This is a genomic window from Bacillota bacterium, assembly GCA_040754315.1.
Lineage (GTDB): Bacteria > Bacillota > Sulfobacillia > DUSP01 > JBFMCS01 > JBFMCS01.
The window spans coordinates 78,902-93,308 of record JBFMCS010000052.1 but is presented as its reverse complement, the minus strand read 5'-3'; the positions used below and the strand labels follow the sequence as shown (position 1 = coordinate 93,308).

The following is a 14,407-nucleotide window of genomic DNA, read 5'->3' as shown; positions in this document are numbered from 1 at the left end:
TGCTTGGCATGGCCGCCCATCTTTGCGGGGGGGGCCGCCGGGTGGCCGCGGGGGCCCCCGCTCGGTCAGGCGAACCCTCTTATGGCTGCCAGAGCACGAACTCTCCGTTCTTCACTACGTAACGCTCATACACCCCTGCGGCGATACCATCCTCGTCGAAGGTCTTCTTGCCAGATGCCCCAGGGTATTCCCTCACGTTCCACAGGTAGTCGCGGATAGCCTGGGGATCCGTGCCTGCCTCGGCAACGGCCTTGGCTGCCAGCCACATGGTATCATAGGCGAAGTCCGACCAGATGGTGGGTTCTTCGTTGTGGAGGCTGCGGAATGCCTCGGCAAACTGCTCGTACTCCTGTGTCTGCTTGGAACCGACCCTCAGGCAGATAAGTCCCTCCGCCGCGGGCCCTGCCAGGTCGATGACCTCCTTGCTCTCCAAGGCCGTATCGCCCACCCACTGTACTTCCATTCCCAGCTCCCGAGCCTGCTTGAATACTATGGAGCCTTCCTTGACGTGGGAAACGATGAACACAAGCTTTGGATCCTTGGCCTTGACCTTGAGGAGTTCGGTGCGGAAGTCAGCCTTGCCGACATCGTGCGGCTCGGCTATGAGGAGATTTCCTCCGGCCGCCGCGAATTCCTTGGCAAAGGCCTCCTTCACGCCGATACCGTAGTCATTGTTGATGTACATCACTGCAGCGCTCATCTCTTCGATGTCCCTGGCGAAGTTGACCCACTCCAGACCCTGGGCCTCGTCAGTGGGCATTAAACCGAAGTAGGTGCCAGGGTACTCTCTCAGGCTGGGGGCCGTGGAGACAGAGTTCATGAGAATTGCCCCCATCTCCTGCACCAGCGGGAGTATCGACAGGGTAATGGTGCTGCTGGATGAGCCAATGACAACGGGAACCTTGTCTACCTCAAGCAGCTTCCGCACAGCGGAAATGGCATCAGTGGGATTGAGCCTGTCGTCTTCGAAAACGACCTCTATCTTCTTGCCGTCTATGCCGCCCATGTTGTTGATCGCTGCCAGGGCCACCTCTGCGCCTTTCTTCATGCTGGTGCCGTAGACTGCCGCGTCCCCAGTGAGGTGGTTGACGAAACCTATCTTGATTACCTCCGGTTCCTCAGCGGGGGGCTCCTCCTCATCGGCGGGCTCAGCCGGGGCCGCTGGTGTGGATCCGCACCCAGCCACGAGGGATATAACAAGGAACAAGGAAAGCATCACCAGGGTCAGTTTCCTGTAATTCACTCTTTACCCCTCCTCGTACTCTTCTTGCCAGTTCCCACGCAATTCTCTCTAAATTGGCGAGCCTCGCCCTCGCACGGCCGTGCCGTGCCTGTGTGAGAGCCGATGTCTCTTCTTGCCCATCACCTCCGTAGTCTATCAGAACAGTTCAGTGCTAAGATATCGTTCGCCGGTATCCGGCAACACTGTTACCACGGTCTTGCCTTCCCCCAGCTCCCTTGCCAGTACCAGGGCGGCGGACACATTCGCCCCTGAGGAAACGCCGCATAGGAGCCCCTCCTCCCGCGCCAGCCGCCTTGCTGTTTCCAGGGCATCCTCGTCTTCAACCAGGATTATCTGGTCGACGAGCTCCATATCCAGCACGTCCGGGACGAGACCATCCCCCATGCCCTGCATTGCATGGTGCCCTATATCGGTGGAACCGGAGAGCACCGCCGCCTTGGTGGGCTCCACGGCCGCCAGGGTTACCTGGGGGTTAGCCTCGCGAAGGGCCCTTCCAACCCCCGTAAGCGTGCCGCCGGTGCCGACGCCGGCACAGAAGGCATCGACAGGTCCATCTACCTGTTCCAGAATCTCCTTCCCGGTGGTGAGGCGGTGGATCTCAGGGTTGGCGGGATTGGCAAACTGGTTCGCCAGCCATACCTTGGGGTCCTCCTCGGCCATCGCCCGGGCCCGCTGAACGCACAGGTCAATGGCCTCAGTGATGTTGGCGCCGGCAGGTGTGAGGCATATATCGGCCCCGTAAGCCTCCATTATCCTGCGCCGTTCCATGCTCATGGTCTCGGGCATGACGATCCTGCACCGGTAACCCTTGACGGCCGCGACCATCGCTAGGCCGATACCCTGATTGCCGCTGGTGTACTCCACTATGATGGAACCGGGCTTCAGAAGGCCCGCTTCCTCCGCCGCGGTAACCATTCCGTACGCGGAACGCGTCTTGATGCTCCCGCCTATGTTGACAGCCTCGAACTTCACCAGGACCGAGGCGGACCCCCGGTCCGGAATGCGGCGAAGCCTCACCAGGGGTGTCTCGCCGAGGCACTCCAGGATGTGGTCCACCTTGTGTCTCATGGGCTACCCTCCAGGTCGAGGATTGGGGAACGCCCTCTACTTGAGAAGATCCTTAACCGCATCCACGGCAGACACGGAGTCCGCGGCGTAGCCGTCCGCCCCTATACTCTCGGCGAACTTGCGGGTGACGGGGGCGCCACCCACAATTACCTTGACCTTGTCCCTGAGTCCAGCCTCTTTGAGGGCGTCAATAGTCTCCTTCATCGCGGGCATGGTTGTGGTGAGCAGGGCCGACAGCCCTACGCAGCCAGCATTGGATGCCTTCACCTCGCGCACGAAACCCTCGGGGGGCACGTCCACACCCAGGTCTTTCACGGCGAACCCGGCCCCTTCCAGCATGAGAGCCACCAGGTTCTTCCCTATGTCATGCACGTCGCCCCGGACAGTGCCCACGACCACCGTTCCCAGGCCTCCGGAGGCACCCTCGCCCAGGAGGGGCTTGATCACCGCCAGGCCGGAGTAGAGGGACTTGGCCGACATGAGCACCTCGGGAATGAACATCTCCTGGTTCTTGAACCGGGCTCCAACGATGTCCATGCCGCCAATGAGGCCCTTGTCCAAGATATCCTGCGCGGGGGTCCCGGCGTCCACTGCCTGCTTCACAAAGGCCTCTACAGCCGAGGCATCCCCCTTGATAACCGCCTGTGAAAGCTGGGAGAAGTCAAACACCTTCTGCACCTCCTGATAGTTCGCTACCTGGCGCGGTACTCTTCAGTGCGCCTGGCGATGAGTTCCTTCATGGCCCCAGCAACGTCCTGTGCCAGCGGTTCTACATGGTGGCTCTCCAGGATCTCCCTGACCCGCTTGTTGGCCCTGTCGCCCATGGTTAGCATTCCAGTGTTCTCCCAGTCTTCATAGCGCTGGCGCGTGATGAGCCTGGGGAACCACATCTCCTGCTTGAAGTGGCGATAGGTGTGGTCGTCCGTGACGAACTGCCCACCGGGCCCCACCCTCTGGATGACCTCCAAGGCGAGTGTCTCAGTATTGATCTCGAAGCTCCTGATGATGCGACGTACCATGTCTATAATCTCGTCACATACTACCAGCATCTCATAGGAACAGGTGAGGCCTGCCTCGATGTACCCGACGTCGTGGATGAGGTTTGCCCCGCTCATTCCTGCAAGGAGCAGCGAGTAGGCCGCCTCCAGGGTAGCCTGCTGGTCAAAGATGAGGGAGTCACTGGCGCCTCCGGTGCTGAACATGGGGAGCTCGTACATCTGGCTCAGCTGTGTCAGTACAACACTGGTCATGTGCCACTCCGGAGCGCCGTAGGGGAGGAGAGAGGTGCTCATATCCATGACCGTGGCAACGCCACCGTAGATGAAGGGGGCGCCCGGTCTCTTCAGCTGGTGCATGGTGAGGCCGCTGAGGAGCTCGGCATTGGCGGTGGCTATGGCGCCCGCCCGGGTGACTGGACCGGTAGCGCCCGCCGCCATGCCTGGCGTGTAGTTAATGGGTATGAGGTTCTCGGCGCAGGTGAGGAGTTTCTGCGTGCCTTCCTTAGCGTGTCTCAGGGGCGATACCGGCTCTGAGTAGCACACAAAGAGGGGATTTGCCTGTAGCTTGTCCAGACCCCCGCGGACCATGGCAGCCATCTCGATTATGTCCAGGAGTCCCTGGCGGTGGTGGGCGGTGGCCACGATGGGTTTCCTGGTGTTTGTCACCATAACCTCGAACTGGTGAAGATCGGATACGGTCTCCGGGGTGTCCGTGGCTATGCCCATAGACATCATGAAGTCGATGTTCTTGAGAGCGTCCACGACCCTGGTGGTGTTCCCAATGTCCTTTTTGGTGGTTTCCCGCCTCTCCCCGGTGTAGGGGTCCCGGGTGAACGGGAGGTCAGACCCGGTGCCGAAGTATGGCTGGTTCTTCTCCAAGAAGAGACAGCGGTTACCGTTCCTGTCGGCGAGCACCACCCGGGGAGGGGCGCTCTGCAAGGCTGCCTTGACCAGGTGCGAGGGGATCCGGCAGATACCTGAGTCTTCATCCACCCAGGCGCCGGCATCCTTCAGCAATTGCCTGGCCTCGGGTTCGTCCACCTTGACGCCCACCCGCTCCAGTATTTCAAGGGATGCCAGGTGTATCTCGTAGAGCTGGTCGTCTGACAGGAAGCGTATCAGCGGGGACCGCAAGGCCTCGTAGTTTGCCTTCACTAGGGCCAATCCTCCTTCTTCCTAATTGATGTTTTAGACTGGCTGTTTTCGACTAGCTGCGAATTATATCCTTGGGAACATGGTGCCATCGAGTGAAAAATGCTGCCCTCTTGTCATGGCAAAGCTTGGCAAGAAGCCCACAGGATGGTCTCGCCCCGGCACCGGCCGGGGCGAAGCGCCAGGATTGAAAGGCTGCCTCGCAAGGCTTATCTTTCCCTCTGGGCAAGCACCGCTCTGACCCTCTCCACGATCTCAGGGGCCAGTTGTCCCGGGGACGTCTCACCCAGTATTTCCTTAGCCCTGTCCCTGGCCTTGTCTCCCAGGGTGCGGGCCCCGCGAGCAAGCCAGCCATCGTGATTGTCACGGTTCAGAAGCCGGGGAAACCATGTCTCGCTGCGCAGGTGGGCCACGGTATGTGGGATAGCCATGAAGTTCCCGCCTGGCCCCACCTCGTCGATGACATCCACGGCCAGGGTCTCAGCGGATACCTCCATGCCCCTCACGGTGCGCTTGACCATTCCTATGATCTCATCGCACGCCACTAGAAACCCCAGGGAGGATATGGTGCCTGAGCCCATGAAGCCGACGTCGTGTATGAGGTTCACCCCGCTGAGGGCAGTGATGAGCAAGTTGTAGCCTGCCTCGAACCCCGCCTGCTGGTCGAAGACCAGCGAGTCGGTGCAACCGGCGGTTCCGAATATGGGAAGGCGGTAGTGGCGCGCCATGGCCGCCAGGGCCGACCCGCAAATGTGCAGTTCGGGGCTTCCATACGTGCAGGTACCGGTACTCATGTCCATGGTGGGGATGCCTCCCCCGTAGATGATGGGGGCACCCTTCCGTTTCAGCTGGTGGATTACCAGCCCGCTCAGGAGTTCCGAGTTGGCCATGACCAGTGAGCCTGCCAGGGTGACTGGGCCTGTGGCCCCTATGAGAACGGCAGGCGTGTAGATCACCGGCACCAGGCATTCGGCGGCCAGGAGGAGTTTTGCCACGGCCTCCCCGGTGTGTCTAAGCGGCGACGAGGGCTCCGCGTAGAGGATGATAAAGGGCTTCTGCTGGAGCGCCTCTTCGCCCCCCGCGGCGATGGCAGCCATCTGGACTATGGCCTCCATGTTCTCCCTGGAGTGGGCCGTGAACACCAGGGGTTTCTCCGTGTTTACCAGCATGGCCTCGAACTGGTGGAGGTCTGATGTCCTAGGAGGCACGTCCGAGGATAGCCCCAGGGACATGACGAAGTCTATGTTGGATAGGGTGTCTGCTAGGCGGCTTGCCCTAGCGGTGTCTTCCTTCACGGCTAGCCTGCGCTGGCCTGTGTCTAGGTCAATGGTGAACGGGGTGTCGGAGCCTGTGCCGAAGTGGATCTTGGAGTCCTCAAGGTACATGGCCGGCTGGCCAGATCTGTTGAAGACAGTAATTCGTTCCGGCGCGGCCCTGAGTGCCCACTGTACCAGGTGAGGGGGGATTCTTGCCCTGGTGCCCTCCACCCGGGCACCGGCGCCCTTTAGGAGGCCCAGCGCCTCATCTTCGTAGACTTCCACACCGGTCCTCTCCAGTACCTCTAGGGTGGCCATGTGCACATGCTCCACCTGGGCCTGGCTGAGCACACTGATCCCGAGGCCCTTCCTTTGGTGGTAACTCACCTTCATTGATGTCCCTCCTGGATGCCTAACCCTGGCAATGTGGTCCCGAACGGGAAATACGTCCTGCTCCTGTGCTTCTTGAGTGGAAGTTACTTCGACGCCCCCAGGAGAATCCCTCTTACCCCGGGACTTGCGCCATATCTCCCTCGATTTCCCCTGGCAGTGAAGGGAGACCGTGGAAAAACCGGGTTGGGCACCGGGGGAAAGGAGAACGGGGAAAGGCAAGGAAATCCATGGAGGGACCCGGGCGGGGGCCTGGCGGCAGAATCCAGCCACAGGCTCCCAACTTGGCCGGTTCTGCAACCCCCCTTCCCGTTCATAACTAGATGGTAGGCGCCCGGCTGCCGGTGCCGGGATGTACTCCCAAGGCTGCGTGAACGAGGAGCCGCCTGCCTGGAGGGCAGTTTGTGGATCATGCCAAAGCCCGCTGGGGCACAGCCTGGCATAGGGAGTTGATAGTCGTGGCGAATTCCAGACGGCCATTAGAACACATCAGGGTACTCAGTGCCGAACAGTATATTCTAGGGCCATGCTGTACCATGATCCTGGCGGATGCTGGGGCCGAAGTGATCAAAGTGGAGAAGCCCGGTGCCGGCGATGCCCGGCGCAAGATGGGGCCGTTCATTGAGGTAGAGAAAACGAGGCACTCCTGGGGCTTCGCCGAGTTCAACCGGAACAAGAAGAGCGTCGCCCTGGATCTCCAGCGAGAGGAGGGAAGGTCTATCTTCATTGACCTTGCTGCCAGGAGTGACGTGATGGTCGAGAACTTCCGCCCCGGTGTCATGGGACGCCTTGGGCTTGGCTACCCAGTCATCAAGGAGGTAAACCCCTCCCTAATATACTGTGCTTTGAGTGGCTTTGGCCATACACAGGGCCCCTATTCGGACCGGCCAGCCTTTGACGTTGTGGCGGAGGCCATGAGCGGTTTCATGCACATGGTGGGGTTTGGGGACCGTCCCCCCGTCTCCGCGCTGTTTGGCCTGGCTGACCTGGTGACAGCCTACAGCGCTGTGCAGGGTATTCTCATGGCCCTTCTTGACAGGGCCGTGACAGGTGAAGGCCAGATGGTGGATGTCTCCATGCTGGATGCCATGGTGTTCTTGAACGAGAGGGCTCTCACCATACACTCCTTCACGGGGATGGTGCCCTCCAGGGGGCCCGAGAGCTTCTTTGGCCCTAGGGGGGCCTTCAAGGCAAAGGACGGCTACATTGCCATGAACATCCCCTCGGGCTACATGTGGGAACGGCTGGCCCTGGCCATGGGCAGGGAGGACTTGGCGGAAGATCCCAGGTGCGCTGACGGCCCGTCCCGGGCGGCTCACGCCGAGAGCCTCATAACGCCGGCCATAGAGGATTGGCTCAAGGACAAGGGAATAAGGGAGGCCGCGGAAATCCTGGCCTCCCATGGGGTGCCCGCAGGGCCGGTCCACACTGCCGAGGACGTGTTTAACTGCCCGCAGGTGGAGGCCAGGGGCATGCTGGTTCCCATCGAGAATGGCCCCCTGAGGGGGAGGCGGGTTGTGAAGTCCCCCTCCAGGTTCTCCAGGGCTCCGGCTGCCCGGGCAGGATGGGTTCCTGCCCTCGGGGAGCACACGGAGGAGGTACTAAGGGAGTTAGTGGGGCTTGACCAGAAGACATTGAAGCGCTTGCGCTCAGAAGGCGTTATCCAGTGAGGGGCAGCCCAAGGTGTCCCTAGCCCAGGATTGTCGCGGGAGGGGTCAGGGTGAACAAGGTGTGGCAAGTGACCTCGGGCACTCTAGCGGTCCTCCTCCTGATCATGGCAGGGTGCGGGGGGATGGAGCGTGAGGAGGCCGTTGAGGTGCGTGAGGTTCCTGATCCGGATGTGAGGTTCCTGGTGCTGTCTGCGGGTGTTCCCGGGGGTGCCGGTCTTCTCCTAGGCCAAGGCATCTGCGATGTTGTGTCCCGGGAGGTTCCGGGCCTGATCCTCCTGGCGGACCCTGCCCCTGGCTGGCGGGAGGCGGCCAGCCAGGTGGGGTCCGGTGTGGCAGACCTGGGGCTAGTCAGGCAGGATGTAGCCTACGAGGCTGTCACCGGCCAGGGGGCCTTCCTGGATGACAGGCAACCGTTAAGGGCGGTGTTCTCTGTCTATTCCATGGTCATCCACATACTGGTGCTGGCCGAGTCCCCCGTGAAGGCCATCAAGGACCTGTCGGGCAGGGCTATCGGAGTGGAGGAGGGCGTTGGTGAGGTGGCCGCCAAGGCCATCCTGGAGGCCGCCGGCCTAGGGGCCCTTGTGACCACTGTGGTCCTGCAATCGGAGGATGACGCCTCCTCGGCCCTGGCTGAGGGGGCGGTGGAGGCGGTGTTCCACAGTTCTCCCTACCCCAGCGAGTGGGTGAAGAATGTGTGCTCCTACCAGTCGATCCGCCTGGTTCCCCTGGAAGATGGTCTGGTCAATCCAGTCAGGGCCTCCTGGCCGTTCTTCACCGTGAGAACCATCCCTGGGAGAACATATCCCAAGGTGAGCGGGGACGTGAAGGCGCTGGCCCTCCCAGTGTTACTGGTGTGTTCGGAGGATCTGGATCCGGCCATAGTCTACAGCATTGCCGCGGCGGTCTTCCAGGACACCTCCCTCGAGGACCTGCAGGCGTTCCACCCCTTGGCACGGCAGATCTCACCGGAATCCGGGGCCGACACATGCCTGCCGCTGCATCCCGGGGCTGGCCAGTTCTTCAGGGAAGACGGCGGGGTATCCTAAATCACACTAAGAACGCGAGGCATCCACTAAGGGCTGCCATGGCCCAATTCTAAGCCAGGCAGCCCTTTCCCAGTGTTTCACTGGCAGGAACAAGGGCTTCCTGTGTGGAATAGGAACCCGGCAAAGGGAGGTAGGCTCGTGGCATTGGATGGCTGCAAGGAGAACACCAGTATCGAAGCACTGGACCGGGGCCTGAAGATCCTGAATCTCTTCGCGGAGAAAGGAAGGGAACTGGGCCTCACTGAGATCGCGGCACTCCTGGGTGAACACAAGAGCACGGTCTACAGGACCCTTGCCACCCTGGAGTCCCGAGGGTTCGTGGAACGGGGCGCCCTGAGTAAGAGGTACTGGGTGGGTGTCAGCCTGTTCACCCTGGGCTCCCTCTACCAGTCCCGCATGGAGATCCGGCGAGTAGCCAGGCCGCTGGCGGAATCCCTGGCCAACCGTTTCGAAGAGACGGTTCACCTGGGCATCCTTGACGAGATCAAGATAGCAGAAGGAAAGATTGTAGTCCTGGATAAGATTGAGACCTCCCATCCCCTGAGGCTCACGCCATCCATCGGGGCCGAGGCAGACGCGCACGCCTGCGGGGTGGGGAAGGCCATCCTGGCCTACCAGGACGAGAAGGTTCTGCAGGACATAGTGAAGAGAATGGGGCTGAAAAGGTACACCAGCAACACCATCACCGCCCTTGAGGATCTTCAAAGGGAGCTGGCCAAGGTCAGGGATCAAGGATACGCCCTGGACGAGCAGGAGTTGGAGATAGGGCTGCGTTGCGTGGCGGCCCCCATCTTCAACCGCTCCGGAAGGGCGGTGGCCTCTATAAGCCTGTCAGGGCCTACCGCGCGACTGCTGGCAGAGAGGATGCCCCAGATAATCGAGGGTGTGAAGGACACTGCCAGGGCCATCACAGAGAGACTGAACCTCAGCTAGTAGATCATCAGGTCAAGGGGGAGGATTTCTTGAAGGCACTTCTGTCAGGCAACGAGGCACTTGCCCGCGGTGCCTATGAAGCAGGAGTTAGGGTGGCGGCCGCCTACCCGGGTACCCCCAGCACTGAGATACTGGAGGCGCTCAGGACCTATGAGGGTGTGCACGCGGAGTGGACACCCAACGAGAAGGTGGCACTGGAGGTCTCCTCAGGGGCTTCCCTGGCGGGGGCGCGGGCCATGGCTGTTATGAAGCACGTTGGGGTCAACGTGGCGGCAGACCCGCTCATGACCGCGGCTTACATCGGGGTCAAGGGAGGGCTGGTGCTAATCTCTGCGGATGACCCCGGCATGTTCAGTTCCCAAAATGAGCAGGACAACCGGCACTATGCCCGCCTTGCCAAGATCCCAATGCTAGAACCCTCGGACTGCCAAGAGGCCAAGGACTTTGCCAAGGCAGCCTTCGAGATGAGTGAGGCCTTCGACACACCCGTGATGATCCGCACCACCACCAGGCTATCCCATACCAGAGGCCCTGTGAGCCTTGAACCGAGGAAGGAAGGGCCAGTGGGCCTAGGGTTTGATAAGAATCCCGAGAAGTACGTGATGATTCCTGGGCACGCCCGCCGCCGCCACCCTGTGGTGGAAGAACGCCTGGTACGACTGGCACAGGCCTCCGAAACCTCACCCTTTAACGAGATCCAGTGGGGCTCCAGGGAACGGGGATTTATCGCTTCAGGGGTTGCCTACAGCCACGTGAAAGAGGTATTTCCCGAAGACAGCGTCTTGAAACTGGGGATGAGTCACCCCCTGCCGAATGGCCTCATAAAGACCTTCTTCCAGGAGGTCAAGGAGGTCTACGTCGTGGAGGAGCTGGACCCCATTGTGCAGGAGCAGATCCAGGCCATGGGGCTCCACCCCAAGGGAAAGGGGATCCTGCCACTCGTGGGGGAGTACACGCCTGAGCTCCTCTCAGAATGCCTCCTTGGCCAGCCAGCTCCCCAGGAGAGAACGTTAATGCCCAGGCCGCCCGTCCTGTGCCCGGGCTGCGGCCACAGGGCTGCCTTCTACGTGCTGGGGCGCTTGAAGCTCACGGTGACAGGGGACATCGGGTGCTATACCCTGGCGGCCTCGCGGCCCCTCCAAGCCATGGATACCTGCGCCTGCATGGGGGCGGGTATCGGGCACGCCCATGGGATCTCCAAGGCCCTGGGGGATGCGGTCCAAGGCCAGGTGGTGGCCACCATAGGGGATTCGACCTTCTTCCATTCAGGGATCACAGGCCTCCTCAACATGGGATACAACGGGGGCCGGTTCACCGTGATAGTCATGGACAACTCCACCACTGCCATGACCGGGCACCAGGATCACCCCGGGACAGGAAGGACGGCCAGGGGGAACCCTGCCCCGGCGGTGGACATCGCGCGGCTTGCCCAGAGCATTGGAATAGAGCATGTCAAGGTCGCGGACCCCTATGACCTTGAGGGCTTCCGGTCTGTGGTCAAGGAGGCGCTTGCCCACCCAGGGCCGTCGGTTGTGGTGGCGCGCCGCAGGTGCGCACTGCTGGACAGGGCATCATGGAAGATGCCCCTAACCGTGGACGCCAGCGAGTGCACGGGCTGTGGCGTTTGCCTGGACCTGGGGTGCCCAGCAATGATGAAGACGGGCGAGACGGCCGAGATCCACCAGGGGCTTTGCACTGGGTGCTCTGTCTGCGCGCAGGTATGCCCCGCGGGTGCCATATCCTAGAGGGAGGCTGGTGTCTCATGGACATCCGGAATATTGTCATATGCGGAGTGGGAGGGCAGGGGGTAATCCTTGCCGCCCGCGTGCTGGCGTCAGCGTTTCTCGAGGCGGGGATGGATGTGAAGCAGTCGGAGGTCCACGGCATGGCCCAGCGCGGAGGCAGTGTCCAGAGCCACGTCAGGGGAGGGAAGCAGGTTCACTCCCCGGTGGTCCCCATGGGGAAGGCAGACGCGGTCATCGGGTTTGAGATGCTTGAGGCCCTGAGGGGCTCGACGTACCTGAGACCGGGTGGCCTCCTCATATCCAGCACCGAACGGATTGTGCCGGCAGTGCCCGTTCCCGGAGTCCCGGGCTACCCAGAACGTATCGAGGACGAGGTCCTCACGGCAGCGGAGAGGGTCGTACTTCTGGATGCCGTTGGGGTGGCTTTGGAGACGGGGGAGAGGCGCGCCGCCAACATGGTTCTGGTGGGGGCGTTGTCCGGGTTCATGGACTTCGAGAAGACCACCTGGGAGAGAGCCCTCAGGAGCTCCATCCGCGAAAAGGACCTGGAGGTCAACCTGCATGCCTTCCGGCAGGGCAAAAGTGCTGCATCGCAGACCCCTCCGTCAGGTGCCTGGCATGAGAGGGAGAAGGAAAAGGACTAGGGGAAAAGTGCAGTGAGCCACCGGCAGACCAAGTGGCTCACTTGGTTCTTGCCTAGATGACCAGGCTACCTGAGGAGGTCGAAGACCTTCTTCACCCCGTCAGTGGCGTCCTCGGCGTAGGCATCCGCCCCTATCTTCTTGGCCCACCTCTCGGTAACGGGAGCCCCACCCACGATGGTCTTGTACTTGTCCCTCAGACCCTCCTTGCGAAGGGCCTCTTCCAGGTGCTTCTGCTTCTCCATGGTTGTGGTCAGGAGTGCGCTGGTGCCAATGATATCGACCTTGAGTTCCTCTGCCTTCTCGATGATCTTGGCCGTCGGCACGTCACGGCCCAGGTCGAACACCTCCAGCCCGTGGGCAGCCAGGAGCGATACTACGATCCCCTTGCCGATGTCGTGAATGTCTCCCTCCACAGTGGCCACTATCACCTTTCCGCTGGAGGTCTTCTCGGTGCCGGCTGCGGCATTGAGGATCTCCGAGGCTGACTTCATGGCTTCAGAACACAGGATCAGCTGGGGCAAGAAGAGATCGCCCCGGTCGAAGAGATCCCCCACCGTCATGATCCCTACAATGAAGCCCTTGTTAATGACCTCAAAGGGGTCAAGTCCCATCTCCAGTGCCTTCCTGGCGATGTCCTCCGCTCTTGCCTTGTCTGCGTCCACTATTGCGCTGGCGGCTTCTTCAAAGAGCTTGGTGCTATCCACCGTCGTTTTCCTCCTTTCCTTGCCGGGAAGCCGGGGGCTTCCCCCAAAAGACCTTAGTCTATGCTGGTGTCGTGGAGGACTGACTTGAGGTACCTCTTGATCTCCGTGTCGACCTCCAAGGGGATCACCGACTCCGGGGCTGAAGCCAGCCTGGTTTTAAACTGCCTGTTTGCCCTGATCACCACATCCTCAGCGCCCTCGTGGACCCAGTCGTCGTGACTGTCCCAGTGGGAGACACCAGGTCTCCAGAAGTCCCTGAAGCGACTGAAGGTGCTTGGGTGTACCAGGTAATTCCCGCCGTGGCTGACTTGCTGTATCACATCCACGGCCAAGGCCTCCTCCGAAACCTCTATTCCCTTCATCATCCTGAGAACCCTGCTTAGCAGCTCTTCGTCAATGACAAATTTCTCGTAGGAGGTGGTCATGATGGAGTCGAGTACCCCCAGGGCCTCGTTTACCAGGTGCACTCCGGAGAGCATAGAGAGCATGATGTTCTGCATTGTCTCATAGCCGGCCTGGCAATCCACGGTCTTGGAGTCAGTAAGGCCAGCCATGGTCCTGCTGGGCAATGAATAAAAGTCCAGGACCATCTGGAGTCCCGCAATATTGATGAGATGTCCCTCTGGAGACCCCGTAATGTAGGTGGCCTTCCTCATGTTGGTCACGGACGAGGCGGGCGAGAGCACAACGGGGGTACCCGGGTTAATCATCTGCAGGAATACCGCTCCTGCCAGCATCTCGGTGTTCTGCAGCACCGCGGTGCCAAGGAGGCTCACGGGACCCGTTGTCCCCGCCAGGATGCAGGGTAGGATGAACACGGGCTGGCGGCGTCTCGCGTATGCCAGCATGGCATCGATGGGCTCCGTCCCAAACCTCAGGGGGCTTAGGGGGTTCACGCTTACCCCTATGACAGGGTGGTCCAGGAGGTAGTCCTTCCTTCCTATGGCGATCTCGAGCATGTCGAAGACCTGGTGTTCCTCCTCCTGGGTCCTGATGATGCCGATGAGGGGTTTGACCGTGTGTTTAAGGAGCATGTAGGTCATCATCAGGTGGCGGTCGCGCACGGCCACATCCCCGGGTTCAACAAGTATGGCGCCAACAACATTGACCACATCGCTGTCCTCGCAGAGCTTGATCAGGTTGGCAAAGTCCTCCAAGGTTCCTCGCCGGCGGCCCCTGTCCAGGTCTTGAATGTAAACGGGGCCCATGTTCGGGGATATGGCAGTGCGATCTTGGTTGCCCCCCAGGGTTACGCTATGTGACTCGTCTACACCCCACCACCGGAACTGCTTGGGGCACATGGCGAGAGACTCCTCAACGATGGCCGCGGGGATGCGGACAAGGTGGCCGTCTACCTTGGCCCCGTGCGCCTTGAACACCTGGGCCGCCTCGTCTGACTCGAAGACCACCCCGGTCTCCCACAGTATTTTCAGGGATGCTTCGTGTACCCTGAACAGGTACTCTTCCGGTAGGACCTTGAGTCTGGAAAGTGGCATCAAGACTCCCCCTTCCCCAGGTATTTGGTGCCGTGTTGCAAGTTTGCCCCGCTTGCCGCTGG

The 14,407-nt window shown here is 61.0% G+C and carries 12 protein-coding genes; 5 read left to right on the top strand and 7 right to left on the bottom strand.

Annotation, left to right across the window (positions count from 1 at the left end; genetic code table 11):
• Nucleotides 1-79: 79 nt before the first annotated feature.
• The 5 genes from AB1576_11845 to AB1576_11825 all read right to left on the bottom strand — a co-directional run bounded on the left by AB1576_11845 (nt 80) and on the right by AB1576_11825 (nt 6,110).
• The gene (locus tag AB1576_11845; protein ID MEW6082436.1) at nt 80-1,243 is read right to left on the bottom strand and encodes an ABC transporter substrate-binding protein; all 1,164 of its coding nucleotides are present in this window, start codon (nt 1,241-1,243) and stop codon (nt 80-82) included.
• 135 nt (nt 1,244-1,378) lie between these two features.
• Nucleotides 1,379-2,311, bottom strand: a complete 933-nt coding sequence (gene cysK / locus AB1576_11840; GenBank protein MEW6082435.1) for a cysteine synthase A — start codon at nt 2,309-2,311, stop codon at nt 1,379-1,381.
• Between the two features lie 36 nt (nt 2,312-2,347).
• Nucleotides 2,348-2,980 carry a corrinoid protein gene (locus AB1576_11835; protein ID MEW6082434.1) on the bottom strand — a complete coding sequence of 211 codons (633 nt, stop codon included), beginning with the start codon at nt 2,978-2,980 and terminating at the stop codon, nt 2,348-2,350.
• A 23-nt stretch (nt 2,981-3,003) separates the two neighbouring features.
• Nucleotides 3,004-4,464: a trimethylamine methyltransferase family protein gene (locus AB1576_11830; protein ID MEW6082433.1), complete on the bottom strand. Its 1,461-nt coding sequence runs from the start codon at nt 4,462-4,464 to the stop codon at nt 3,004-3,006.
• A 206-nt stretch (nt 4,465-4,670) separates the two neighbouring features.
• Nucleotides 4,671-6,110 carry a trimethylamine methyltransferase family protein gene (locus AB1576_11825; GenBank protein ID MEW6082432.1) on the bottom strand — a complete coding sequence of 480 codons (1,440 nt, stop codon included), beginning with the start codon at nt 6,108-6,110 and terminating at the stop codon, nt 4,671-4,673.
• 401 nt (nt 6,111-6,511) lie between these two features.
• On the opposite strand from AB1576_11825, the gene AB1576_11820 reads away from it, so the two are divergent.
• The 5 genes from AB1576_11820 (at nt 6,512) to AB1576_11800 (ending at nt 12,145) form a co-directional block, all read left to right on the top strand.
• Nucleotides 6,512-7,777 carry a CoA transferase gene (locus tag AB1576_11820; GenBank protein MEW6082431.1) on the top strand — a complete coding sequence of 422 codons (1,266 nt, stop codon included), beginning with the start codon at nt 6,512-6,514 and terminating at the stop codon, nt 7,775-7,777.
• A 50-nt stretch (nt 7,778-7,827) separates the two neighbouring features.
• A complete protein-coding gene (locus AB1576_11815; GenBank protein ID MEW6082430.1) occupies nt 7,828-8,823 on the top strand; it encodes a TAXI family TRAP transporter solute-binding subunit in 996 nt (331 codons plus the stop codon).
• A 138-nt stretch (nt 8,824-8,961) separates the two neighbouring features.
• The gene (locus AB1576_11810; GenBank protein ID MEW6082429.1) at nt 8,962-9,756 is read left to right on the top strand and encodes an IclR family transcriptional regulator; all 795 of its coding nucleotides are present in this window, start codon (nt 8,962-8,964) and stop codon (nt 9,754-9,756) included.
• A 29-nt stretch (nt 9,757-9,785) separates the two neighbouring features.
• Nucleotides 9,786-11,501 (top strand): indolepyruvate ferredoxin oxidoreductase subunit alpha, encoded by a 1,716-nt coding sequence (gene iorA / locus AB1576_11805; GenBank protein ID MEW6082428.1) that lies wholly within the window; start codon nt 9,786-9,788, stop codon nt 11,499-11,501.
• Between the two features lie 17 nt (nt 11,502-11,518).
• Nucleotides 11,519-12,145 carry an indolepyruvate oxidoreductase subunit beta gene (locus AB1576_11800; GenBank protein ID MEW6082427.1) on the top strand — a complete coding sequence of 209 codons (627 nt, stop codon included), beginning with the start codon at nt 11,519-11,521 and terminating at the stop codon, nt 12,143-12,145.
• 65 nt (nt 12,146-12,210) lie between these two features.
• Here the strand turns inward: AB1576_11800 and AB1576_11795 are convergent, their stop codons facing one another.
• Both AB1576_11795 and AB1576_11790 read right to left on the bottom strand, forming a co-directional pair.
• Nucleotides 12,211-12,849 carry a corrinoid protein gene (locus AB1576_11795; GenBank protein MEW6082426.1) on the bottom strand — a complete coding sequence of 213 codons (639 nt, stop codon included), beginning with the start codon at nt 12,847-12,849 and terminating at the stop codon, nt 12,211-12,213.
• Nucleotides 12,850-12,902: 53 nt separating this feature from the next.
• Nucleotides 12,903-14,345 carry a trimethylamine methyltransferase family protein gene (locus AB1576_11790; protein MEW6082425.1) on the bottom strand — a complete coding sequence of 481 codons (1,443 nt, stop codon included), beginning with the start codon at nt 14,343-14,345 and terminating at the stop codon, nt 12,903-12,905.
• Between the last annotated feature and the right edge of the window lie 62 nt (nt 14,346-14,407).

Excerpts from the sequence above, each read along its gene's own strand:
- AB1576_11790 (MEW6082425.1), bottom strand. The coding sequence starts at position 14,345 with ATGCCACTTTCCAGACTCAAGGTCCTACCGGAAGAGTACCTGTTCAGG.
- cysK (MEW6082435.1), bottom strand. The coding sequence starts at position 2,311 with ATGAGACACAAGGTGGACCACATCCTGGAGTGCCTCGGCGAGACACCC.
- AB1576_11825 (MEW6082432.1), bottom strand. The coding sequence starts at position 6,110 with ATGAAGGTGAGTTACCACCAAAGGAAGGGCCTCGGGATCAGTGTGCTC.
- AB1576_11800 (MEW6082427.1), top strand. The coding sequence starts at position 11,519 with ATGGACATCCGGAATATTGTCATATGCGGAGTGGGAGGGCAGGGGGTA.